This is a genomic window from uncultured Sphingomonas sp., assembly GCF_964243315.1.
In the GTDB taxonomy this organism is placed as follows: domain Bacteria; phylum Pseudomonadota; class Alphaproteobacteria; order Sphingomonadales; family Sphingomonadaceae; genus Sphingomonas.
The window spans coordinates 89,751-113,554 of the sequence record NZ_CAXTEM010000005.1; the positions used below are offsets into that span (position 1 = coordinate 89,751).

21 protein-coding genes are annotated in these 23,804 nt (G+C 66.6%); 13 read left to right on the forward strand and 8 right to left on the reverse strand.

The window, feature by feature from the left end:
* Positions 1-119: 119 nt before the first annotated feature.
* A complete protein-coding gene (locus ACFE77_RS03080; RefSeq protein WP_375420159.1) occupies positions 120-2,387 on the forward strand; it encodes a glycosyltransferase in 2,268 nt (755 codons plus the stop codon).
* 52 nt (positions 2,388-2,439) lie between these two features.
* Entirely contained in the window at positions 2,440-3,720 is a 1,281-nt protein-coding gene (locus ACFE77_RS03085) for a glycoside hydrolase family 130 protein (protein WP_375420160.1), read from the forward strand.
* On the opposite strand, the gene ACFE77_RS03090 is transcribed toward ACFE77_RS03085, so the two are convergent.
* Positions 3,695-5,671 carry an OPT family oligopeptide transporter gene (locus ACFE77_RS03090; protein WP_375420161.1) on the reverse strand — a complete coding sequence of 659 codons (1,977 nt, stop codon included), beginning with the start codon at positions 5,669-5,671 and terminating at the stop codon, positions 3,695-3,697. The genes ACFE77_RS03085 and ACFE77_RS03090 overlap by 26 nt on opposite strands.
* A gap of 127 nt (positions 5,672-5,798) precedes the next feature.
* On the opposite strand from ACFE77_RS03090, the gene ACFE77_RS03095 reads away from it, so the two are divergent.
* The gene (locus ACFE77_RS03095) at positions 5,799-7,088 is read left to right on the forward strand and encodes a homoserine dehydrogenase (RefSeq protein ID WP_375420162.1); all 1,290 of its coding nucleotides are present in this window, start codon (positions 5,799-5,801) and stop codon (positions 7,086-7,088) included.
* A gap of 387 nt (positions 7,089-7,475) precedes the next feature.
* On the opposite strand, the gene ACFE77_RS03100 is transcribed toward ACFE77_RS03095, so the two are convergent.
* From ACFE77_RS03100 to ACFE77_RS03110, 3 genes are all read right to left on the reverse strand, one after another.
* Positions 7,476-7,874: a hypothetical protein gene (locus ACFE77_RS03100; protein ID WP_375420163.1), complete on the reverse strand. Its 399-nt coding sequence runs from the start codon at positions 7,872-7,874 to the stop codon at positions 7,476-7,478.
* Between the two features lie 163 nt (positions 7,875-8,037).
* Positions 8,038-8,469 (reverse strand): CoA-binding protein, encoded by a 432-nt coding sequence (locus tag ACFE77_RS03105; protein ID WP_375420164.1) that lies wholly within the window; start codon positions 8,467-8,469, stop codon positions 8,038-8,040.
* 3 nt (positions 8,470-8,472) lie between these two features.
* Positions 8,473-9,429: a P-loop NTPase gene (locus ACFE77_RS03110; protein ID WP_375420165.1), complete on the reverse strand. Its 957-nt coding sequence runs from the start codon at positions 9,427-9,429 to the stop codon at positions 8,473-8,475.
* Positions 9,430-9,500: 71 nt separating this feature from the next.
* Here ACFE77_RS03110 and hflK point away from each other — a divergent pair, with 71 nt between their 5' ends.
* From hflK to ACFE77_RS03140, 6 genes are all read left to right on the forward strand, one after another.
* Positions 9,501-10,601, forward strand: coding sequence for an FtsH protease activity modulator HflK (gene hflK / locus ACFE77_RS03115; RefSeq protein ID WP_375420166.1), 1,101 nt, complete (start codon positions 9,501-9,503; stop codon positions 10,599-10,601).
* Positions 10,598-11,464 carry a protease modulator HflC gene (gene hflC, locus ACFE77_RS03120; RefSeq protein WP_375420167.1) on the forward strand — a complete coding sequence of 289 codons (867 nt, stop codon included), beginning with the start codon at positions 10,598-10,600 and terminating at the stop codon, positions 11,462-11,464. Before hflK ends, hflC begins: the two co-directional genes overlap by 4 nt.
* A 132-nt stretch (positions 11,465-11,596) precedes the next feature.
* The gene (locus ACFE77_RS03125; protein ID WP_375420168.1) at positions 11,597-13,150 is read left to right on the forward strand and encodes a Do family serine endopeptidase; all 1,554 of its coding nucleotides are present in this window, start codon (positions 11,597-11,599) and stop codon (positions 13,148-13,150) included.
* 107 nt (positions 13,151-13,257) lie between these two features.
* Positions 13,258-14,898, forward strand: coding sequence for a helicase HerA-like domain-containing protein (locus tag ACFE77_RS03130; protein WP_375420169.1), 1,641 nt, complete (start codon positions 13,258-13,260; stop codon positions 14,896-14,898).
* 11 nt (positions 14,899-14,909) lie between these two features.
* On the forward strand, positions 14,910-16,139 hold the full coding sequence (locus ACFE77_RS03135) for a M20 family metallopeptidase (protein ID WP_375420170.1): 1,230 nt from the start codon (positions 14,910-14,912) through the stop codon (positions 16,137-16,139).
* A 207-nt stretch (positions 16,140-16,346) separates the two neighbouring features.
* A complete protein-coding gene (locus tag ACFE77_RS03140; RefSeq protein ID WP_375420171.1) occupies positions 16,347-17,444 on the forward strand; it encodes a PQQ-dependent sugar dehydrogenase in 1,098 nt (365 codons plus the stop codon).
* A 128-nt stretch (positions 17,445-17,572) separates the two neighbouring features.
* Here ACFE77_RS03140 and ACFE77_RS03145 read toward each other — a convergent pair whose 3' ends face one another.
* The gene (locus tag ACFE77_RS03145) at positions 17,573-18,535 is read right to left on the reverse strand and encodes an isopenicillin N synthase family dioxygenase (RefSeq protein WP_375420172.1); all 963 of its coding nucleotides are present in this window, start codon (positions 18,533-18,535) and stop codon (positions 17,573-17,575) included.
* 165 nt (positions 18,536-18,700) lie between these two features.
* Here ACFE77_RS03145 and ACFE77_RS03150 point away from each other — a divergent pair, with 165 nt between their 5' ends.
* The 4 genes from ACFE77_RS03150 to ACFE77_RS03165 all read left to right on the forward strand — a co-directional run bounded on the left by ACFE77_RS03150 (position 18,701) and on the right by ACFE77_RS03165 (position 20,761).
* Positions 18,701-19,036, forward strand: a complete 336-nt coding sequence (locus ACFE77_RS03150) for a DNA primase (protein ID WP_375420173.1) — start codon at positions 18,701-18,703, stop codon at positions 19,034-19,036.
* 116 nt (positions 19,037-19,152) lie between these two features.
* On the forward strand, positions 19,153-19,578 hold the full coding sequence (locus tag ACFE77_RS03155) for an ExbD/TolR family protein (protein ID WP_375420174.1): 426 nt from the start codon (positions 19,153-19,155) through the stop codon (positions 19,576-19,578).
* Between the two features lie 5 nt (positions 19,579-19,583).
* A complete protein-coding gene (locus ACFE77_RS03160; protein WP_375420175.1) occupies positions 19,584-19,907 on the forward strand; it encodes a hypothetical protein in 324 nt (107 codons plus the stop codon).
* A 176-nt stretch (positions 19,908-20,083) separates the two neighbouring features.
* On the forward strand, positions 20,084-20,761 hold the full coding sequence (locus ACFE77_RS03165; RefSeq protein ID WP_375420176.1) for an outer membrane protein: 678 nt from the start codon (positions 20,084-20,086) through the stop codon (positions 20,759-20,761).
* A 229-nt stretch (positions 20,762-20,990) separates the two neighbouring features.
* Here ACFE77_RS03165 and ACFE77_RS03170 read toward each other — a convergent pair whose 3' ends face one another.
* The 3 genes from ACFE77_RS03170 to ACFE77_RS03180 all read right to left on the reverse strand — a co-directional run.
* Complete coding sequence (locus ACFE77_RS03170) at positions 20,991-21,557, reverse strand: hypothetical protein (RefSeq protein WP_375420177.1); 567 nt, start codon at positions 21,555-21,557, stop codon at positions 20,991-20,993.
* A gap of 127 nt (positions 21,558-21,684) precedes the next feature.
* Entirely contained in the window at positions 21,685-22,614 is a 930-nt protein-coding gene (locus tag ACFE77_RS03175) for a hypothetical protein (protein WP_375420178.1), read from the reverse strand.
* A gap of 348 nt (positions 22,615-22,962) precedes the next feature.
* The coding region (locus tag ACFE77_RS03180) for a ribonucleotide-diphosphate reductase subunit beta (RefSeq protein ID WP_375420179.1) at positions 22,963-23,804 on the reverse strand (842 nt) is incomplete at its 5' end.

Sequence of the window (23,804 nt, forward strand, 5' to 3'; positions counted from 1 at the left end):
ACGAAATAGATGCATGTTGTGTTGCAGTGCGGCGAAACAGCAACCATTTTGCTCCACGAGAGTTAATCGGGAGCAAGCTGGCGGATCGTTTCGCTTTTTGCATCAGCAGAGGACACGGCATGGGTAAGGCGTCGTCGGGGGATACCCTCACGAAACTCGCACTGATCGGCAATTTCCTGCCCCGGCAGTGTGGTCTGGCGACCTTCACCACCGACGTCTACGACGCGCTGCGCGATCGCTATCCCGATATTCAGGTCGACGTCTATGCGATGGACGATCATCCCGGCCGCTACGACTATCCCGCCGCGGTGACCGCGGCGATCCCGCAGGACGATCTGTCGAGCTACATCGATACCGCGCGCCGCATTGACGCCAGCGGGGCGCAGGCGATCTGGGTGCAGCATGAATATGGCATCTATGGCGGGCCGGCGGGCGAGCATTTGCTCGCGCTGCTCGACCGCACGACGCTCCCGGTGATCGTCACGCTGCACACGGTTCTCGAAAAGCCGAGCGCCGACGAGCGGCGGGTGCTGGAAGGGCTGCTGCGCCGGTCAGCGCGGATCATCGTCATGGCCGAGCGTGGCCGCGAGATATTGCAACGGGTCTACGGCGCCAGCCCGCGCCAGATTGTAATGATCCCGCACGGCGTGCCTGATCGCGAGTTGATCGAGCCCGAACTGCTCAAGCCGCGGTTCGGCTGGCAGGAGCGCGAGGTCGTGCTGACCTTCGGCCTGCTCGCGCCGAACAAGGGCATCGAGACGATCATCGAGGCGATGCCGGCGGTGATCGCGAACCACCCCCGGGCGCTGTATGTCGTGCTTGGGGCGACGCATCCGAACCTGGTTGCTCAGCAGGGCGAGCGGTATCGCGACAGCCTGAAGGCGCTGGCGGTCGAGCACGGCGTCGCGGACAACGTCGCGTTCATCGACGGCTTCGTCGAGCATGACGAGCTGATCGAGTATCTGCAGGCGGCGGACATTTACGCGACGCCGTATCTCAACCCGGCGCAGATCACCTCTGGCACGCTGTCCTACGCGATCGGGGTCGGCAAGGCGGTGGTGTCGACGCCCTACGTCCACGCGACCGAGATCCTAGCCGATGGCCACGGCGTGCTCGTCGACTTCCGCGATAGTGCGGCGTTCGCGCGTGAGATCAACCGGTTGCTGTCGAACGAGCGCGACCGCAAGTCGCTGTCCGCACGCGCCTATGCCCGTGGTCGGACGATGATCTGGTCGCGCCTTGCCGAGGCGACGGTGGCGGAGACGCTGTTGGCGCTGCAGTCCAAGCCGCGACGGCTGGCCAAGGCGCGTTCGGTCAAGCCGCTCTCGCCGGACCTCTCTGCGGTCGAACGAATGAGCGATGCGACCGGCATGCTCCAGCATTCGATTTTTTCGATCCCGGATCGTCGCCACGGCTACTGCATCGACGATAATGCGCGTGCGCTGATGCTGATGAGCGCGATGCCCGATCTCGATCCGGTGCAGCGCGATAAGTGGACGACGATCTACGCGTCGTTCATCCAATATGCGTGGAACCCGGACACGCGCCGTTTCCGCAACTTCATGAACTTCGATCGTACCTGGTGCGAGGACGCGGGGTCGGAGGATTCTAACGGCCGCACGCTGTGGGCGTTGGGGATCACCGCGCGCGACGCGGCGGACCAGAAGCATCGCGACTGGGCGGTGGCGCTGTTCGACAGCACCGCGTCGATGGGGCTGGAACTTGGATCGCTCCGGGCGCAGGCATTTGCGATGCTGGGCGCGGCGGCGATGCTCGAGGTCAAGCCCGGCCACGAACTCGCTCGGTCGATCCTGCAACGCTTTCCCGACGATCATCTCGCGCTGCTCGCGTCGGCGCGGCGGCCGGAATGGAAGTGGTTCGAGATTGTCCTGGCGTACGACAATGCGCGGCTGCCCGAGGCGTTGCTGCGGGTCGGTCAAGCGCTCGGTCGGCGCGATCTGATCGAGTGCGGCATCGAGACGCTCGGCTGGATCGTCGACAAGCAGACCTCGCCCGAGGGGCGCTTCCGCGCTGTCGGGACCGAGAGCTTCCACAAGCCCTATGCCGAGCCGCTGCAGTTCGACCAGCAGCCGCTGGAGGCGCAGGCGACAGTCGAGGCGTGCATCGCGGCGTTCGATGCCACGGGCGACCAGCGCTGGGTGAAGGAAGCCGAGCGCGCCTATGGCTGGTATCTGGGGGTCAACGACCTCGATCTGCCGCTGGCGACGGTCGCCGATGGCGGCTGTTTCGACGGTCTGATGCCCAACGGCCTCAACCGCAACCAGGGTGCCGAATCGATTTTGGCGCTGCAACTGGCGACTTGCGCGATTTCGGGGCTATCAAAGTCGGCACAAGGCGTGGCAGGAGCGGATCGCGTCGTCGCCTAGGACAATCGTCCGGGGCGTCGGGACCTGACGACCTGGACGAGGCTGTTTCGCGATGGAACTGTTCACCCACCGCCTGCGGCTTCATGCCGATCCTTCCCGCGTGGTCGTGAGGCCATTCCATATCGCTTGGGCGGGGAACGGCGGCGGCCCTAGCCGCACCGAGCGGCTTGTCGCCGAAGTGCTGGAGATGGGACCGGAGGACGCCCGTAACGAGCTCGAGGAGGTCCTGAAGGACTTCGAGGCGCGGCATTGGCAGACGCGGCGGGTGTTCATGACCCGCTATGACGAGATCGAAGGGCTGCTCGATCTCGACGGAGCGGACATCGGCGACGTCAAGCGACAGCTGATCGGCGCCTATTTCTGTCACGAATACAGTTATGCCGCCGCGGCGCTGATGAACCCGAGCGCGGTCCCGCATTTCGACCAGTCGGGCATGCCCGAGGGATCGATGCGGATCCTGATGTCGCTGCGCGCGGTGGGCGAGGGGCATATCTCCTCGGTGGCGTTCCGCGAGGGGATCATCACCGATCGCAACCAGCTGAAGCTCGCGCCCGAGCCGCCGTTCGCGACCGCGACCGACGCGATCGGGCGGGGCGAGGAGGAGATGCCGGCGGGCCCGGTGACGGTCTATCGCCACCGCGACAGCACGCTGTCGGGCACGGTGATCTTCCCGATCACCCAGGCGCAGTCCAAGGGACTGGAGGACCTGCGCATCGTCCATTTCCGTCATGACGACGGCAGTGAGGAATGGATCGGGACCTATACCGCGTATAACGGCTCGCAGATCCAGTCGGAGCTGCTCCGCACCAAGGATTTCCGCGCGTTCGATCTGGTGCCGATGACCGGCCCGGCGGCACGCAACAAGGGCATGGCGCTGTTCCCACGCAAGGTCGGCGGGCAGTATATGATGATCGGACGGTCGGATGGCGAGAACCTGTTCCTGCTGAAATCGGACAAGCTCGAGCATTGGGAGGACGGCGAGAAGATTCTGACGCCGACCTACCCCTGGGAGCTGGTGCAGATCGGCAATTGCGGGCCGCCGATCGAGCTCGACGAGGGCTGGCTGCTGCTCACCCACGGGGTGGGGGCGATGCGAAAATATTCGATCGGCGCGGTGCTGCTCGACAAGGACGATCCGTCGAAGGTGATCGGACGGACGCGCGAGCCGCTGCTGTCGGCGAAGGACCAGGACCGCGAGGGCTATGTGCCCAACGTGGTCTATTCCTGCGGGGCGATCCGGCATGGGGATACGCTGTTCCTGCCGTACGGGATCGCGGACAGCTCGGTGGGGTTCGCGTTCGTGCCGATCAAGGAGTTGCTGGCGGCGATGTAGCCGCCATCCGCCGCGTATATCGGTAGAGCGCCCAGATCAGCGCCAGGAACGCCACGGTGCCGCCGACCAGCGCCTGAGAGGCGAAGCCCTCGCCGACCAGCGCGAGGGGAGCGTCGCTGTTGGTGGCGTAGACGATGATCGCGAAGGCGACGCCCCACAGGCTTTCGCCGACGATCATGCCGGTCGCGGTGAGGACGCCCATGCGGCGGGCGTATTCCGGGTCGGGGCGGCGGTCCGCCCAGCGGTCGTAGAGCGCGCCGATCACTGCGCCGATCACCACCGGCAGGGTCACCGACATCGGCAGGTAGACGCCGAGGCCGATGCCGAGTGGCGGGAGGCGGAGCTTGCCGAGCCGGCCGAGGATCTCGTCGATGAAGATGACGCCGACGCCGATCAGCGCGCCGACCCCGATCATCGCCCAGTTGAGGTCGCCGCCGAGCACGCCCTTCGCGAGCGCGGAGATCAGCGCGGCCTGCGGTGCGGCGAGCGCGTTTGGCCCGGCGCCGGGTGCGCCCTGGAAGCCGAGCGTGGTCGACAGCAGCTGAAGGACCGGCGGCACCACCAGCGAGCCGAAGATGACGCCGAAGATCAGCGCGACCTGCTGCTTCCACGGGGTCGCGCCGACCAGCTGGCCGGTCTTGAGGTCCTGGAGATTGTCGTTGGAGATGGTCGCCACGCCGAACACGATGCCGGTGACGATCAGCGCATAGGCGACCAGCGCCTGGGTGGTTGCGGGTTCGGCGCCGCGGCCGAACAGGCCGACCAGCATCAACGAGGAGGCGAGGACCGCGAGAATGCCGATCCCCGATACCGGGCTGTTCGAGGCGCCGATCAGGCCGGCCATATAGCCGCACACCGCGGCGATCACGAGGCCGAGGACGAGGATGAAGAGCAGCGCGCCGGCGATCAGCGGGAGTGCCGATCCCTGCAGCGGCCCGCCCGCGATCACCGACCAGAGCAGGCCCGCGATCGGCACCAGCATCGCCAGGCTGACCCCGACGACGACACCGAACGGCAGGTCGCGCTCGCCGAGCGCGACGATCGTGCCGCCGCGCTTGGCGGCGCTCGCGGCCATCGACGAGCGGATGCCGCCGATCACCGGACCGATGATCTTCACCAGCGTCCAGATCGCGGCGACGCCGATCACCCCCGCGCCGAGGAAGCGGACATCGGTGCGGAACACGCCCCCGGCCCAGGCTTCGACACTGGTGCCGACCGCGGCGGGGGTGAGTGCGGTGAGGATCGGCAGCGCAATCCACCAGCCGATGATCACCCCGACGAACATCGCGAGCCCGACCGACAGGCCGACGAGGTGACCGGCGCCGATCAGCGCGAAGGAGAGCCCGCCCGTGATCCCGGTGGCGCCCGCGCCGGCACGGAAGAACAAGGCGGCCTCGGCGGCGGCGACCTTGGTCTGGGTGACGATCGCGAAGCCCGCCGAGACGAGTGCGTTGACGACGATCAGGCGCAGGCCGCGGCCGCTCTCCGCCTCGCCGGCGCGACTGCCGGCGCCGACCTTCAGCACCTCTGCGGCGGCGCGGCCCTCGGGAAAGGGCAGGTCGGTGTCGACCACCAGCGCACGGCGTAGCGGCACCGAGAACATCACGCCGAGGATGCCGCCGGTCATCGTGATCCCCGCGGTCAGCAGATAGGGAAAGCCCTGCCACCAGCCGATCATCACGAGGCCGGGCAGGACGAAGATGATCGCGGCGAGCGTACCCGCGGCGGAGGCGACGGTCTGGACGATGTTGTTTTCGAGGATCGTCGCGCCGGGGAGATAGCGCAGGATCGCCATCGAGATCACCGCGGCGGGGATCGAAGTCGCGAAGGTCAGCCCGACCTTCAGCCCCAGATAGACGTTGGCGGCGGTGAACAGCAGCGTGATCAGCCCGCCGAGCAGGATGCCGCGGACGGTGAGTTCGGCGATCGGGCGGCGGTCTGCTTCGGTCACGCGGTATCTTTCGGTGGTGGCCGCGCCGGTGTAGCCGATCGCACCTGCGCGGCAAGATGCCGCGACGGCGGGGTGGATCGGGCCGGCGCGGCATGCTTTACGCGGCGCCGAACGAAGGGGAATCGAGATGAGCGAGCCGTTGCGGGTGGCGTTGGCCGGACTGGGAACCGTCGGCGGCGGCGTGATCAAGTTGCTCGAGGCGAACCGCGCGTTGATCGAACGCCGGGCGGGACGCGGGATCGAGGTCGTGGCGGTGTCGGCGCGCGACCGCAGCAAGGACCGCGGGGTCGACCTGTCGGGGTTCGCGTGGGTCGACGACACCACCGCGCTCGCCACGCATGAGGGCGTCGACGTGGTGGTCGAGCTGGTCGGCGGATCGGACGGGCCGGCGCTGACGCTGGCGCGCGCGACGCTCGGCAACCGACGCGGGTTCGTGACCGCCAACAAGGCGATGCTGGCGCATCACGGGCTGGAACTGGCGAGCGCGGCGGAGGCGGCGGGGGTGCCGCTGAAGTTCGAGGCGGCGGTCGCGGGCGGCATCCCGGTGATCAAGGGGCTGCGCGAAGGCGCGGCGGCGAACGAGATCACACGGGTCTACGGCATCCTCAACGGCACCTGTAATTTCATCCTGTCGAAGATGGAGAGCGAAGCCCGCGACTTCGCGGACGTGCTCGCGGAGGCGCAGGCGCTGGGCTTTGCGGAGAGCGACCCGACGTTCGACATCGACGGCATCGACGCGGCGCACAAGCTGTCGATCCTGGCGAGCGTCGCGTTCGGCACGCGACCGGCGTTCGCGGACGTCGCCGCGCAAGGGATCCGGCAGGTGATCGCCGCCGATATCGCGGAGGCGGCGGCGCTCGGCTACCGGGTGAGGCTGGTCGGCGTGGCGGAGGCGGGGCCGTACGGGCTGTTCCAGCGGGTGCATCCGCATCTGGTGCCGCTCGATCATCCGCTGGCGCATGTCACCGGATCGCTGAACGCGGTCGTTGCGGAGGGCAATTTCGTCGGGCGGCTGTTCTTCCAGGGCGCCGGCGCGGGTGAGGGGCCGACCGCGAGCGCGGTGGTCGCCGACCTGATCGACATCGCGCGCGGGGAATTCGGGCCGCCCTACGCTATGCCGGTCGCGGCGCTGACCGACGGCGCCAAGGCGGACAGCGGTGAGCGGCGCGGGCGGGCGTATCTGCGTTTCACGGTGCAGGACAAGGTCGGCGTGTTGGCGGAGATCGCGGCGGCGATGCGCGACGCGGGTGTCTCGATCGAGAGCCTGATCCAGCGCGGCGCGGTGAGCGGCGGCGGCGTGCTGGTCGCGATTGTGACGCATGAGGGGCCGGAGCGGAGCGTGGCGCAGGCGCTGGAGAAGCTCCGCGGGTCGCCGAGCCTCGCGGGCGCGCCGTTGTGGATGCACATCCTGGAGTAGTTGGGGCGGGCGCGAAGAGTCACAAGAGTCGCACCTGTACGCGTGCGCGGGGCTGTGAGCGGTCATGTGAAAGAGCGGGCCGTTGGTGCGGTGCGGGGTGGTAGCCGGGGCGGAGAGTGTAGGACAGCGGGCGCGTGCCCGGTTCCTTGTGTCCCCGCGAAGGCGGGGACCCAGTATTGGGCTCCCGCCTTCGCGGGAGCACGGGTTGGGGCGAGGTGAGCTACCCTTCCTCACCACCCCGGCGGAGGCCGGGGCCCAGGCGGGAGACGCCTCAGGGTTGGCGCCGTCCTTTGTTACATCCGCCTTCCCGACTGGGCCCCGGCCTTCGCCGGGGTGGTGCAAAGGTGTGGCGGTTTGGCGGTTCGGTTGCTCTCTCGCCGTTTGCCCTCAATCCAGCGGGATCGCGACGCGGCCGCGTTTGTCGGGCTTGGCGGCCAGCGCCGACTTCAGCGCCGAGACCGCGCCCTTGATGATCGGGACGATGGGTGGGCCGAAGCCGACCGTGCAGCCGCGCTGGATGGCGGCGCAGGGGGTGCCCTCGGCGGCCAGTGCGCCGATGCCGGTCTTGTTCGGGTTGACGCCGTTGGGGGTCGCGCCGGGTTCTTTTTCGAAGAGGGGCAGGCGCTGGCCGTTGCTGCCGCGGTCGCAGACGACGATGTCGCCATCGGGGGTGGTGCGAGTTTCGCAAAACTCGTCCCTGGGGGCGAGGATCGACCAGCTTTCGGTCTTGGGAGCCGAGGTGGCTGGGGCGGCCTGGAGCAGCAGGAGGAGCAGTGGCGCGATCATGAGCGGTGTTCCCTTGCCTGCGGTCGCGGGATGATGCGGCAGTGCGGGCTGGCGGGCAAGGGCGAGCTACCCTCCTTCCTTCGTTTCGAGCGTAGTCGAGAAACCGGCCACGCATTTGGGGGTAAGGGTTTCTCGACTTCGCTCGAAACGAACGGAAGGAAATTTACCCTTCGATCCGCGCCACACCCAGCCGCGGGATTTCGATCGCGGGGCAGCGGTTCATCACCACCTTCATGCCGGCGGCTTCGGCGCGGGCGGCGGCGGCGTCGTCGGTGACGCCGAGTTGCATCCACACCGCCTTGGCGCCGATCGCGATCGCGTCGTCGACGGCCTGGCCGGCGTCCGACGAGCGGCGAAAGATGTCGACGATGTCGATCTGGTCGCCTAGCTGGGCGAGGTCGCGGAAGACGAATTCACCGTGGATATGCTCGCCGGTGATCTGCGGGTTGACCGGGATCACGCGGTAGCCGTGCGCCTGGAGCTTCGCCATGACGCCGTAGGAGGGCCGATCGGGGCGGTCGGAGGCGCCGACCAGCGCGATGGTGCGCGCGCCTTCGAGCAGCGCCCGGATGTCCTCGTCTGCGGTCAACGGCATCGGTCATCGTCCTTTCAGCCAGGCATCGACGTGCCCGGCGATCGAATGAAACGCGGTCGCATCGGCGCCGTTCCCCGCAGCGGGCGGCTCGCCCGCGTCGGACGCGGTGCGGATCGCGATGGTCAGCGGGATGCGACCGAGGAACGGGATGCCGAGCCGCGCCGCCGCGGCCTCTGCGCCGCCATTGCCGAACGGGTCTGACGCCTCGCCGCAATGCGGGCAGATGTAGCCCGCCATGTTCTCGACCAGCCCGATGATCGGCACGCCGGCCTTTTCGAACAGGTCGATCGCGCGGGTGGCGTCGATCAGCGCCAGATCCTGCGGGGTCGAGACGATCACCGCGCCCGCGGGGCGATATTTCTGGACCATGGTCAGCTGGACGTCGCCGGTGCCGGGAGGCAGATCGAGCACCAGCGTGTCGACCGCTCCCCAATCCGCTTCGACCAGCTGGCCGAGCGCGCCCGCCGCCATAGGCCCGCGCCATGCGAGTGCGCGGCCGGGATCGACCAGCTGCCCCATCGAAAGCAGCGGGACGCCATAAGGGGTGGGAACCGGATCGAGCACCTTGTCCTTCGCGGTCGGGCGGGTGCCCTCGACCTTCATCAGCCGTGGCTGCGAGGGGCCGTAGATGTCGGCGTCGACCAGCCCGACCCGGCGCCCGGCGCGCGACAGCGCGATCGCGAGATTGGCGGCGAGGGTGGATTTGCCGACCCCGCCCTTGCCGCTGGCGACCGCGACGAGTTGCCGCGCGACGCGCTCCGCCGTCATCACGACGCGGACCTCGGCGACGCCGGGCAGCGCCGCGGCCTCGCGCACCTGCGCCTCCAGCGCGTCGCGATCGATCGAGGACAGGCCGGTCGCATCGATCACTACGCCGGCGCGCGCGCCCTCCATCCGGACCGTCGCGCGGTCACCCGCGACGGCACGTACCGCCTTCGTCACTGCATCGGAATCTATCATGGTCGGGCAGATAGGCCCGCAGCGGTGCCTTGCCACTGTTTTTTAAGCTGTGGCCTTCCTATACAGGGTGTATGATGACCCTGCCGGGCTGGATGAAGCGCCCTCCCATTCTCGCATCCGAAACGCCGAAGGGCCCTTGGGGCTCGGGTGACGACACGCCCGGTTCGGGCGGTCCCCGCAATCCATGGGCGTTGCCGCCGGGCGGTCGCAAGACCACGGCGAAGCCTTCGGCGCTCGACGAGTTTTTGAAAAAAGCGCGCGGCCCTGGCGGCGGTGGCAATGGCGGGGGCAGCTTTTCGGGCATGCCTACCGGGCCCAATGCGCGGCTGTTGTGGGCGATCGGCGCGGGGATCATCCTGGCGGTATGGATCCTCTACACCTCCATCCATCCCATTGGGCCGCAGCAGCGCGGGGTCGTGACCTATTTCGGTCGCTACACGGGCACGCTGGAGCCGGGCATCGGCTTGACCCTGCCGGCGCCGATCGCGGCGGTGCAGAAGGTCGACGTGCAGCAGATCCGGGAAGAGAATTTCCCCGAATCGAGCGGCGAGAACCTGGTGCTGACCCGCGACCAGAACATCATCGATCTCGCCTATTCGGTGCGCTGGAACATCGCGAGCCCGGAGGATTACGTCTTCCAGATCGCGCAGCCGAAGGAGACCGTGCGCGCGATCGCCGAGAGCGCGATGCGCGAGGCGGTCGCCAACCGAACGCTCGACGAGGCGCTCGGGCCGGGGCGGACCGCGATCGAGCAGAACGTGCAGGATCGCATGCAGCAAATTCTCGACGAATATAATTCGGGCGTTCGCATCCAGGGCGTCGCGATCAAGCAGGCGGATCCGCCTGCACGGGTCAACGACGCGTTCAAGGACGTGACCGCGGCGCAGCAGGACGCTGTCGCCGCGCGCAACCAGGCGCGGTCCTATGTCCAGCAGGTGCTGGCACGCGCGCAGGGCGAGGCCGCGCAATTCGACAAGGTGTACGAGCAGTACCGGCTCGCGCCCGAGGTTACCCGTCGACGGATGTATTACGAGACCATGGAAGCGGTGCTGGCGAAGTCCGACAAGACGATCGTGGAAACGCCGGGCGGCGTGGTGCCCTATCTGCCGCTGGGTGGCGGACGGCGGGTGCCCGACGCGGTGCCCCAGCCGGCACGGGGAGAGGCGCAATGACCGCCAACCTGTGGCGTCACCCGGTCGCGCTCGGCATTGCAGCGCTGGTGCTCGCGATCATCGGCGCGTCGACCTTCGCGATCGTGCCCGAAACCCAGCAGGTCGTGGTGCTGCGCTTCGAGAACCCGGTGCGCACGGTCAATGCGTGGAAGCCGAACGAGATTTTCGGACGGTCGGGGGCGGGCTTGATCGCGCGGATCCCGTTCGTCGACCGGCTGGTGTGGGTCAACAAGCGCGTGCTCGACGTCGACTACGACAACCAGCAGGTGCTGTCGGCGGATCAGCTGCGGCTCGAGGTCGACGCCTTCGCGCGCTTCCGGATCATCGATCCGCTGCGGATGGTGACGCGTGCGGGCAGCGAGCTCCGCGTCGCCGAAGCACTGCGGCCGCTGCTCGGCTCGGCGATCCGCAGCGAACTCGGCAAGCGGCGCTTTGCGGTGCTTCTGACCGCCGAGCGCGACGAGGTGATGGACGCGATCCAGACACGGCTGCAGCGTAACGCCAGCCAGTACGGCGTGCAGATCGTCGACGTGCGGATCAAGCATGCCGACCTGCCCGAAGGCAGCCCGCTCGACAGCGCGTTGAAGTCGATGCAGTCGGCGCGCCAGCAACAGGCGGTGACGATCCGCGCGCAGGGCCAGAAGGAAGCGCAGATCATCCGCGCCCAGGCCGACGCCGATGCGGCGAAGGTCTATGCCGAGAGCTTCACCAAGGATGCGGACTTCTACGACTTCTACCGCGCGATGCAGTCGTACCGGCACACCTTCGGGGCGGACGGGGCGGATGCGCCGACCGGCTCGACGTCGATCATCCTGTCGCCGAACAACAGCTATCTCCGCGAGTTCGAGGGCCGGGGCCGCTGATGTGACGTGGTTGCGGGGCCTTGGGGTCGCGCAACCGCGGGCGTTTCCGGGCGTTCATATTCAACGGTCGTTCAGCCAGGATTTGCGAATGCGCTCCTGATCTCGATCGTCTCCAGAGAGGATATCATCCTAGTGCGCTACGCCTACGCCATTACCAGTGCGCTTCTCCTCGGCGGTGCCACCGCGACGCTCGCTTTGCAGCCCGGCACCGCGCAGGTCGCGCAGAACGAACCCGGCGCGATCCAGGCCGCCGCCCCCAAGGCCGGCGCGCCGATGAGCTTCGCCGATATGGTCGCGAAGCTCCAGCCCGCGGTCGTCAACATTTCGACCAAGCAGACCATCGTCCAGCAGCAGCAGGCCAATCCGTTCGCAGGCACGCCGTTCGGCGACCTGTTCGGCGGCGGTCAAGGCCAGAACGGTGCGCCGGTAAAGCGCGAAGGCGCGTCGCTGGGCTCGGGCTTCCTGATCTCGCCCGACGGCTATGTCGTCACCAACGCGCACGTGATCCGTCCCGGCGCGCGCGGCGCCACGGTCAATTCCATCACGGTGACGCTGACCGACAAGAAGGAATATATCGCCCGCGTGATCGGGCAGGATCAGGCGTCCGACCTCGCGCTTCTGAAGATCGACGCGACCAACCTGCCGTTCGTGCGCTTTGGCGATTCGTCGCGGGCACGGGTGGGCGACTGGGTCGTCGCGATCGGCGAGCCTTTCGGGCTCGGCGGCACCGTGACCGCCGGCATCATCTCCGCGATCAACCGCGTGACCGGGCAGGGCGGCGCCTATGACCGGTTCATCCAGACCGACGCGTCGATCAACCAGGGCAATTCGGGCGGGCCGATGTTCGACCTGAACGGCAACGTGATCGGCATCAATTCGCAGATCTTCAGCCAGTCGGGCGGCAATATCGGCATCGGCTTCGCGATCCCCGCGGAGCAGGCCAAGCCGATCATCGATACCTTCATGAAGGGCGGCAAGATCGCGCGCGGCTATATCGGCGTCGGCATCGGTGGTCCGGTCGACGACGATGCGGCGGCGGCGCTCGGCATCCCCAAGAACCAGGGCGAGCTGATCTCGCGGGTCGAGCCCGCGGGCCCGGCGGCCAAGGCCGGGTTGCGCGCCGGCGACGTGGTAACGAAGGTCAACGGCCAGGCGGTCACGCCGGATCAGACGCTGTCTTATCTGGTGTCGAACGTGAAGCCGGGGTCCACCGCGCGCCTCGACGTGATCCGCAACAACCAGTCGCAGGTGCTCAACATCACCGTGGCGACGCGGCCGTCCGAGGAGCAGCTCGCGGCTACCGTCAACGGCGGTGACGATGCCGGCGGATTCGGTGGCGACGACGACGATGCGACCGGCGGCAGCGACGGCGCCGTCGTGCCGACCAGCGGCAACGCGCTCGGCCTGAACGTACAGCCGCTCACTCCCGGCATCGCGCGCGCGGTCGGGGTAGATGCGGCGGTGCAGGGCGTGGTCATCGCCACGGTCGACCCGGCGAGCGACGCCAACGGCAAGCTGAAGCGCGGCGACGTGATCCAGGCGATCAACGGCACGCCGGTTCGCACTTCCGCGGATGTCGGGCGGGTCGTCGCGCAGGCGAAGAGCGCCGGACGGCCGCAGGTCCTGCTGCTGGTCCAGCGCGGGCGCAATGCCCCGGGCTTCCTGGCGGTGAAGCTGAAGGGCTGATCCTCGCCGGTCGGTGGGTGGATGAGGGTCGCGCTCCGAAGGGGGTGCGGCCCTTTCCTTTTGGCGGGGCGGGGCGGTACACTGGCGATCGATAACGCGGAGGCGGCATGGACGACGGGATCTTCATCGGCACGGGCGGCGGCAAGCCGCAGATACTCGACCTGAAGCGCGCCAATCGCCACGGCCTGATCGCGGGGGCGACCGGCACCGGCAAGACCGTGACGCTGCAGGGCATCGTCGAGGGCTTTTCGAAGGCGGGGGTGCCGTGCTTCGTCGCCGACGTGAAGGGCGACCTGTCGGGGCTGGCGATGGCGGGATCGCCGCAGTCGAAGTTGCACGCGACCTTCGCCGCGCGCGCGGCCGAGATCGGGATGACCGACTGGGCTTATGCCGATACCCCGGTGCAGTTCTGGGACCTGTTCGGCGAACAGGGCCACCCGATCCGCACCACCGCGAGCGAGATGGGACCGCTGTTGCTCGCCCGGCTGATGGACCTGAACGAGGTTCAGGAAGGCGTGCTGACGATCGCGTTCCACGTCGCCGACAAGGAAGGCCTGCTGCTGCTCGATCTCGACGATCTGCAGGCGATGCTGTCCGAATGCGCCGAGCGGGCGGACGAGTTGACGACGACCTATGGCAATGTGTCGAAACAGTCGATCGGCGCGATCCAGCGCGCGCTGCTCCAGTTGCGCAGCCAGGGCGGCGAGCATTTCTTCGGCGAACCCGCGCTGGAGATCGAGGATCTGATCGTCACCGACGACCGCGGGCGCGGGGTGGTCAACATCCTCGCGGCGGACAAATTGATGGCATCGCCAAAGCTTTACTCCACCTTCTTGTTGTGGCTGATGAGCGAGCTGTTCGAACAGCTGCCCGAGATCGGCGATCCCGACAAACCCAAGCTCTGCTTCTTCTTCGACGAGGCGCATCTGCTGTTCGAGGCCGCGCCCAAGGCGTTGCTGGAGAAGATCGAGCAGGTCGTGCGGCTGATCCGGTCGAAGGGCGTGGGCGTGTATTTCATCACGCAGAACCCGATCGACATCCCCGATACCGTCGCCGGGCAGCTCGGCAATCGCGTGCAGCATGCGCTCCGCGCGTTCACCCCGCGCGATCAGGCGGCGGTGCGATCGGCCGCGGAGACGTTCCGCGCCAATCCCGGCGTCGATGTCGCGACCGCGATCACCGAACTGAAGGTCGGCGAGGCACTGGTGTCGCTGTTGCAGGCCGACGGTGCGCCGACACCGGTGGAGCGAACGCTGATCAAGCCACCCGCATCGCGGGTCGGCCCGGTGACGCCGGTCGAACGCGGCGTGCTGATCCAGACCGATGCGATCGGCGCGAAGTACGACGTGGCGATCGACCGGGTGTCGGCGGAAGAGCTGCTCGGTGCCAAGGCGCAGGAAGCTGCCGCGGCGGCAGCGGCGACCAAGGCCTCGACCGACAGCGCCAAGGCAGCCGCGGCGCAGGCGAAGGTCGATGCGCAGGCGGCGAAGGCGGCGGCGGTGCGGCAACGTGAGGCGGATCGCGCCGCGGCGGCCGAACAACGCGCAGCGGACCGCGAAGCGGCGGACTCGCCCTGGTCGAAGATGGCGACGTCAGCCACCCGCGCGGCGAGTTCGTCGATCGGGCGGCAAGTGGCAAACGAGATCGGCAAGCAGGTATTCGGCGGCGGTCGCAGGACATCCGCCGGCGGCGGCTTGGTGGGCGGACTGGTGCGCGGTGTGCTAGGCGGGCTGTTCCGCGGACGATGAGGAGTGGCGCGATGAGCCTCGATTTCGTGAACGACACCGATTGGGGCGCGGTCGGCGAGGAGGCGCTCGACGAGGTCGTGACGCTGCGCCGCTCGATACACGCCGATCCCGAGATCGGGCTGCACTGCCCGCGCACCACCGACAAGCTGAAGGCAGCACTTGTCGGCCTTCCGCTGGAGATCCGCGAGGGTAGCTCGACGACGGGGTTCATCGCGATCTTGCGCGGCGGGCGCGCCGGCAACGGACGCGGCAACGGCCGCACCGTGCTGCTGCGCGGCGACATGGACGCGCTGCCGATGCAGGAGGAGACTGGGCTGCCCTTCGCCTCGCAGGTCGAGGGTCGGATGCACGCCTGCGGGCACGATGCCCACAGCGCCATGTTGGTCGGTGCGGCCAAGGCGCTGTGCGCGCGCAAGGACGAGCTGCCGGGGACGGTGGTGTTCATGTTCCAGCCCGGCGAGGAGGGGCATCACGGCGCGCGCTTCATGATCGAGGACGGGTTGCTCGACGAGCCTGCGCCCGACGCCGCCTTCGCGCTGCACATCTCGCCGAACATCCCGGCGGCGATGGTCGTCAGCCGGCCGGGGACGCTGATGGCGTCGACTGATACCGTGTCGGCGACGATCGTCGGGCGCGGCGGGCACGCAGCGATGCCGCACGACTGTATCGATCCGATCCCGATCGCGTGCGAGATCGTCACCGCGCTCCAGACGCATGTCGCACGGCGCGTGCCGGTCACCGATCCCGCGGTGCTGACCATCACCAAGTTCAATGCCGGTACCGCGCACAACATCGTGCCGGGGCAGGTGGAACTGCTCGGCACGATGCGGACGCTGTCGGAGCGGACCCGCGAGGATCTGCGCGCTGCGTTCGTGCGGATCGTCGAGGGGATCGCCGCGGCGCACGGCGCGACCGCGATGGCGACGATCGAGCCTGGCTATCCGGTCACGGTCAACGATCCGCGCGCGACCGATCTGATGCGAACCGTCGCGGTCGAGCTTGGCGGCGAGGCTGCTTGGCAGGTGATGCCGCCGATGATGGGCGCGGAGGACTTCTCCTACGTGTTGCAGAAGCTGCCGGGCGCGATGGCGTTCATCGGGGTGGCTGCGCCGGGCAGCGATCCGCGGACCAACCCGCCGCTGCACAATACCAGGATGACGATCGACGAGAGTGTGATGGCGCGCGGCGTGGCGATGCATTGCGCGGTGGCGGCGCGGTATCTCGATCGGGGGTTCGACTGAGTTCGAAAGTTTGCTGAGACGGTCGACTGCATTGGCGAACCGGCGAGCGTCGCCGAGCATTGTATCTCCGAGATCGGAGGTCGTATGATCGAAGCGAGTAGACGGCAATCGAGGATAGCAGCGGCCGCGCTGGCAGGTGTCGCGCTGATCGGGCTCACTGCATGCGGCGGTGACGACGGATCTGGCGGCGGTGGTGGAGCGGGACCGGTGGTTAGCGCGCCGACGCCTGCGCCGTCACCCGCGCCGACCCCAACTGCATCGCCGACGCCTGCACCGACCACGACCGCGGTGTCGCAGCGGACGATCGCGACGTTCGACAATCCCTGGGCGATGACCTTCCTCCCCAGTGGTGGGTTGCTGGTGACCGAGAAGCCGGGGCGGCTCTATCTGGTCGCTGCCAACGGGGCCAAGACCGCGGTTACCGGTGTGCCGGCGGTGGTGGCATCGGGGCAAATCGGGTTGCAGGACGTCGTGCTCGATCCCGGCGTCGCGACCAACAATCGGATCTGGCTGAGTTATGCGGAGGCTGCGGGTGGCGGGCAGCGGCTGGCGGTGGCGCGCGCGGTGCTGGTCGCGGGGGCCGCGCCGCGGCTCGACGAGGTGACGGTGATCTGGCGGGCGACGCCGACGACGACGGGCGGGCAGCTCGGCGGGCGGCTGGCGTTCGCGCCGGACGGCAATTCGCTGGTCATCAGCAGCGGCGAGCGGCAGCAGGGCACCCCGGCGCAGGATCCGGCGGGGACGCTCGGCAAGATCGTGCGGATCTCGCTCGACGGGAGCGCGGCGCCGGACAATCCGTTCATCGGTTCGGCGACCACGCGGCCGGAGATATGGACGCTCGGGAACCGCAATCCGTATGGCCTGGTGTTCGCGAGCGACGGGCGGCTGTTCGAGACGGAGATGGGGCCGGCGGGCGGCGATGAGTTCAACCTGATCACCGCGGGGAGCAACTATGGCTGGCCCGCAGTGTCCGAGGGCGACAATTACGACGGCAGCAGGATCCCGCGGCACGCGACCAACCCGAGCTTCGTGGCGCCGCTGGTGAGCTGGACGCCGGTGATCGCGCCGGGTGGGATGATCCAGTATCGCGGCAGCCGCTTCGTCGGGTGGACCGGCGACTTCATCCTTGCCGGGTTGGTGCAGCAGGGCATCGTTCGCGTCCGTGTCACCGGCAGCGCCGCTGCCGAGGCGGGGCGGATCGGGCTCGGCGCGCGGATCCGGGAAGTGGAGGAGGCGCCGGACGGGTCGATCTGGGTGCTGCAGGATGGCGGCGGGGGCAAGTTGATCGAGTTGACGCCGGGTTAGGCTCCGCGCACCAACCTGTCCTTCGATACGGGCTCTCGATACGCCGCTTCGCGGCTACTCAATCCCTACTCAGGACGAACGGGGGAGGGGCGGGACGAACGGTTAGGGGGCAACATCGGTCCGCGCCCTCACTTCTTCACCAAGCCGATCTCGACCAGCCGTTCGTGCAGGTAATCATGCGCGGTGATCGGGGTCGGGTAGCGGTTGGGGTTGTCGGACGTGATCGTCGCCGGGAGGGTCTCGATCAGGAAATCGGGCGCGGGGTGGAGGAAGAAGGGCATCGAATAGCGCGAATGGCCGCGACGTTCGGGCGGCGGATTGACGACGCGGTGGGTGGTCGAGGGCATGACGTGGTTGGTCAGCCGCTGGAGCATGTCGCCGACGTTGACGACCATCGCGCCCTCCGGCGGCTTGATCGAGAGCCACCGCCCGGTGTCGCGGTCGAGCAGTTCGAGCCCGGCCTCCTCGGCGCCGAGCAGCAGGGTGATGAGGTTGATGTCCTCGTGCGCGCCGGCGCGGACGCCCTCCGCATCGGCGGGGATCGGCGGGTAATGGAGCAGGCGGAGGACCGAATTGCCGTCCTTCACCGCGGGATCGAACCAGTCGGGCGCGAGCCCCAGATGGCGCGCGATCGCGGAGAGCAGCTTGTCGCCGGCGCGGTCGAAGGCGGCGAAGAGTTCGATGAAGGTGTCGCGGAACCCCTCCGGCCGATCGGGCCAGATGTTCGGCGCCATCTGTTCGGCATAGCGGTGCCCGGCGGCGAGTTCGCGGCCGACGTGCCAGAACTCCTTCAGGTCGACCGCGCTGGCGCCCTTGGCGATCTCGGTCTTGAACGGGGTGTAGCCGCGTGCGCCGCCACCGCCTGCGACGTGGTAGGCGCGCTTCTCGTCCTCGGGCAGCGCGAACAGTGCCGCGGTCTGCGCCCAGGCGCGCTCGATCAGCTCATGCGGCACGCCGTGATCGGCGACGATCGCGAAGCCGTAGCGTTCGAACGATGTGCCGAAGGCTGCGGCGAACGCGTCGGCGTCGGTCGCCTGGTCCGCCAGGCTGAGCGTCGGAACCTGGGCGGCGGTGGCGGGAGTATCGAGCATGAGCGGCAAGTCCGGTTGTTGAGCGCATGATATAGGTCGTGACGATGCGGGCGTCACCTCGCGCGTCGCCGGTGCTTCGTCGCAAGCGGTGCCCGGGTGCGGGGCAGGGGCGGAACCGACGCCGCCGTCCGCCCGTTTCCCGGCCGTAACATTCAGGAGGCGTGTATGGGCGGACATCAGGTGCCAGGACAGGGATCGGGCGACGACGGATATGACGAGGAAGGCTATGACGAGAGCCAGCGCGCCGAGATCCTCGAAGCGACGCGATCGGGCCCGAGCGACGGCCTCGTCCTGACCGACCTCGAGCCCGATCTGGGCGACGACGAGGATGACGACGAAGACGCGCTGACGATGGATTCGGAAGAGATCGGCGAGACGAACGCGTCGGTCGGGATGACCGAGGACGATATCGACGAGGACGATGCTCAGGACGATTTCGACGCTGGCACCACCGATGACGACGAGATCGACGACGCCGATGACGAGGCGCTGAAGCCGTAATTCTTCGGAGCTGCTGAGTTCCTCCCCCCTGGCGGGGGAGGAATAGGTAGCCCCTTGCACATCCTCAACCACCCTCCTAGCATCATGTTACGTTGTAACATCGTCAGGAGGTCGTCATGTCGAGAAGCATCCGCTCTAGCGCCGCCGTCTTCGAAGATCCCGCGCCGGCGTTGAACGTCACGCCGCTGATCGACGTGCTGCTCGTGTTGATCGTCATGTTGATCCTGACGATCCCGATCATGACCCACAAGATCCCGATCGACCTGCCCGCGCCGGGTCCGAGCGGAGTCCCGCCCGTTTCGGTCCACCGTATTGCGATCGCCCCGTCGGGCGCGCTGAGTTGGGATGGCGTGCCGATCGGCGCCGAGCAATTGCCCGCGCGGCTGGCGACCGTAGCGAAGGATCCCGTTTCGGCGCTGGAGATCGCGGCCGACGCGACGTCGCGGTACGACGTGTTCGCGCGCACGCTGGCGACGATCAAGACCGCCGGGATCACGCGGCTGGGTTTCGTCGGCAACGAGAAGATGGTTGCCGCCTTATAGACAACTTGATCCACATCAAGGAACATCGCCCGTCGGGCGATCGTTGGGTCGGTCCGGATGATGGTGAACGGATCGATCGAATGCGCGCGACGGGCCTTTGCGTACTGCTGTTGCTGCCGGCCTGTTCCGCCGATGGGGACACCACCAACAGCGTCGACGTGTCCGCGGCGGCAAGCCGCGCCGAGCGTGATATCGCCAATTATGCGGCCGAGCGCCGCGGCGGGCGCCGCCCGCAGCCGACGCCTCGCGCCGCGATTGTCACGGAGCCGAACCCGTCGCCCGCCAGCGGCGGGCCGGTTAGGGCGACGCCGGCCATCAAGTCCAACTAACCACGATTGGTTCATCTGAGCGCAAGAAACCGTTGCTCCAAAGCCACGGTTTTGCGGGCCTTGCGATCTTTTGTCACCGCGGTGCAACAAAGCGCCGCGCCTTCTGTTCAACCGGCCTCGGACAAGTGAGCGCGCGTACATCGCTGCTTCCCGGTTGTTAAAAAGGATCAAAAACAATGCGTAAGCTTAATCTGTTTGCGGCGGTTGCAGCCGTCGCTCTCGCCACCCCCGCCTTCGCGCAGGACACCACCGCCCCCAGCGACGCGTCGATGCAGACCACCAGCGCACCTGCGGAATCCGGCGCGACCGCGCCCGACGGCAGCCCGGCGTTCGGCATCGAGCCCTATTTCGGCATCATGGGCGGCTGGGAAAAGTTCGACAACGAGCGCAACGCCGGCATCCCGCAGGCGCTGAACGCCGACGGCAGCGTCCGTCGCGGCTACAAGCCCGAGGGTTCGCTGGTCCAGGGCGTGCTCGGCATCAACGTCCCCCTCGGACCGGTGTTCGTCGGCGCCGAGGGCAACGTCGCCAAGGGCATCGATGGCAACATCGATTGGGAATATGGCGCCGCGGGCCGCTTCGGCTTCCGCGCCGGCGACAGCGGCCTGTTCTACGGCAAGGTCGGCTACCAGTGGGTCAATTTCGACCATTTCTCGGCACGCTCGACCAACGGCGGCGACACCGGTCGTGACTATCACGCGATGACCTACGGCATCGGCGCCGAAGTCGGCCCGAAGGACATCGGTCTCGGCGGGATCACCGGCAATGCGGGCTTCCGCCTGCGCGCCGAGGTCAACACCTTCGGCGACGCGCACAGCTTCCGCCCGATGCTGGGTGTGATCACGCACTTCTAAGTCCGTTCGGATTTGGAGCGACAAGGGGGCGGGACCGCAGGGTCTCGCCCCTTTTTCGTTGGCGGCGTCGGTGCGCGCCGTGCTCCTGCGCAGGCAGGAGCCCAGGGTTGCAGGCGCTGCCCTTCGCGGCCCTGGGTTCCTGCGTGCGCAGGAACACGGGACGCGTACGGAACGGCGATCGGGGCCGCGAAAAGTCACAAGAGTCACACCCTACACGCACGCGCGCGAGTCAGGCCGGGTCCAGCATTGGCCGTTCGGGATAGTGGTCGCTCGCGCCCAGCAGCTCGCAGGGCGCATCGATATCGGCCAGATTGCGAAGATGGATCGGCAGATTGTAGGTCGCGGTGCCGACCGGGTTGCGGAGCCCGCGCAAGTCGGGCGCCACCGGCCCGAACCGCGACGGCAGCAGATGCGTCAGCAGGAACATCATCAGCTTGTCGGAAGGCTGTCGCGTCGACGAGATCAACTTGTCGTCACGCCACACGTCGCGCGGAATGCCCTGCGTCGCGCGTTCGAAGGCGAGCGTCAGCAGCCGATCGGTGGAGGAGAGCAGGGCGGCATCCCAGGCTTCCGAAAAGGTCTTGCCCGCGGGATGCGCGCGCAGCCGGTACGCCGATCGGGGTGCGATCCCGGTGTCGTTAGCGGCGAGCGAGACCGACCCGGTCTCCGCAAGGATGGCGAGGAACCGCCGCTGCCGATCCGCGGTCCAGCCATTGCGCCGATGCGCAAGCTGGGCGGGGACATAGTCTGCGAGCGGATCGGTCGTCGCAGCGGGATCGGTGGCGGGGTTGGGCATGGTCCGGCTCCTTGGTTGGTTGGAGCGGGAGTAGGTAACCACGTTGGTTCGTGTAGGACAGCAGGTGGGTTTGTCATGCGATCGTTTGCCCTTGTTCAGCGCAGAACGCAGGTAGGGCACTGGTTAACTATTTGGCGCCGGCGAACGTCTTGCGTCCGATTTTACCGATTAGGCTACTTTGCCGTAGGAAAAACAGAAAATAGGGATCAACTATGGAAAGAGTTCCGTTATTAGTGGAGTCCCACTCTATAATCCGCTGCTGTGGCGCATTCTCTCTCGCGATGCTGGAGACGGCTTTGCATGCATCCACAAAGCTACTTCCCGTTGGCCGCTGAGATACGCAAACATTCAATATGGCTTGTCGAAGATCAACATAGCTCCAAGTTAAATTGGGCTCTCCCTTGCTTATCGCTAGCAGCACAGCTCGATATACGTCACCCGACGTGCCGTCTATAAAGTCAAATTGATTTCGCTCACGTCGCAAGCGAGGACCCTGGTGCATCGCCTTTACCAGCGATGTGTAATCAGTCCGCTTTGCTGTTTCACCTAGGACCTTTTGATACAATGCGTCGTCGACAACGTCGCCTCCATTTATCGACCTGCCAAACTCAAGACAGATCGCTTGCATAAGTTGCGGGCTTTTGCAGGATTCAGCCGACAGTCTTCCAATTTGTTCCTCCCCGACAACAATACCTGCTTTAGGAAAACCTATCCCTCCAATTCGCTTAAGCTCATCGGCGTCCCAGAATTCCGTATCAATGTTTACTGTACGACCTCGCAGTTCAGGATTACTTCTCACAACATCGTCTGAGCGATGGGGTACCGAAGCGATGCAGAAATGCACGCTGCTCTCAGCAGCAGATTTGATCTGCCTAGCTATTCGATTTTGGAGTGTCCTGTTCATATAATGAAAGTCATCAATGAATATGACTTTGTCACTCTCAGACAAGGCACTGACAACTGCGTCAAACTTGCTGGTCAAAAACTTCTGCGAAACACTCTTCGTGGCGCCTCGACCCTGTCCGAGTGAAAGATCGATCGACGCCACACCTTTCATGCCAATTGTGACTCCACCCTTCTTATCGTTATTATTTGCTAGCGAGTGGGTAGTTGTCAATTCGCTTGGAACAAGCAAGCGAGAAAGGATTGCATCCCATAGTTGATCTGACGACTCAATCGCGCCACCTGAGATCTGTATTAGGTTCTCGTCACCAACAATCTTTTTTACTAAAACAGTTTTGCCTGATTTTGAGGGACCAGATATTGATATTACCGTGCCGGGCGTTTCAAAGGCATTTTGAATAGAGCGTTCGACACCTGCGTCGTCTCTGTCAACGTAGGTGTGGACAGGAATCCCGTTGGTGTGAATACCTGATTTAGTGGCAATTCAATACTGGTCATCACATCACTCCGCCGCCACACCCGCAGCCGAGAACATGTCCCCGCTCTCCTGGCCCGCATCCTCGTTCGCCGCGGGGCGGCCGACCTTGGCCTTCTGGCGCTTGTCGAACGAATCCCAGACGTCGTTCCACTGGCCCTTGGTCGCGGCCTTCGAATATTCGGTGGCGCGCTGTTCGAAGAAGTTGGCGTGCTCGACGCCGTTCAGCATCGGCGCTAGCCAGGGCAGGGGGTGTTCGTCGATCATGTAGATCGGCTTCAGCCCGAGCTGGTTGAGCCGCCAGTCCGCGATGAAGCGGATGTACTTCTTGATCTCCTTCGGCGTCATGCCGTTGACCGGGCCCATCTCGAACGCGAGGTCGATGAAATTGTCCTCGAGCCGGATCGTCGTCTGGCAGACATCGGCGATGTCGTCCTTCACCGCCTTGGTCAGGCACTGGCGTTCCGCGCAGAAGGTGTGGAACATCTTGATGATGCCCTCGCAATGCAGGCTTTCGTCGCGGATCGACCAGGTGACGATCTGGCCCATGCCCTTCATCTTGTTGAAGCGCGGGAAGTTCATCAGCATCGCAAAGCTGGCGAACAGCTGGACGCCTTCGGTGAAGCCGCCGAACATCGCGAGCGTGCGCGCGATATCCTCGTCATTGTCGACGCCGAAGTTCTGCATGTAGTCATGCTTCTCCTTCATCTCGGCATATTCGAGGAAGGCGCCATATTCGCTCTCGGGCATGCCGATGGTGTCGAGCAGATGGCTGTAGGCGGCAATGTGCACCGTCTCCATGTTGCTGAACGCAGTCAGCATCATCTTGATCTCGGTCGGCTTGAACACGCGGCCGTATTTCTCGTGGT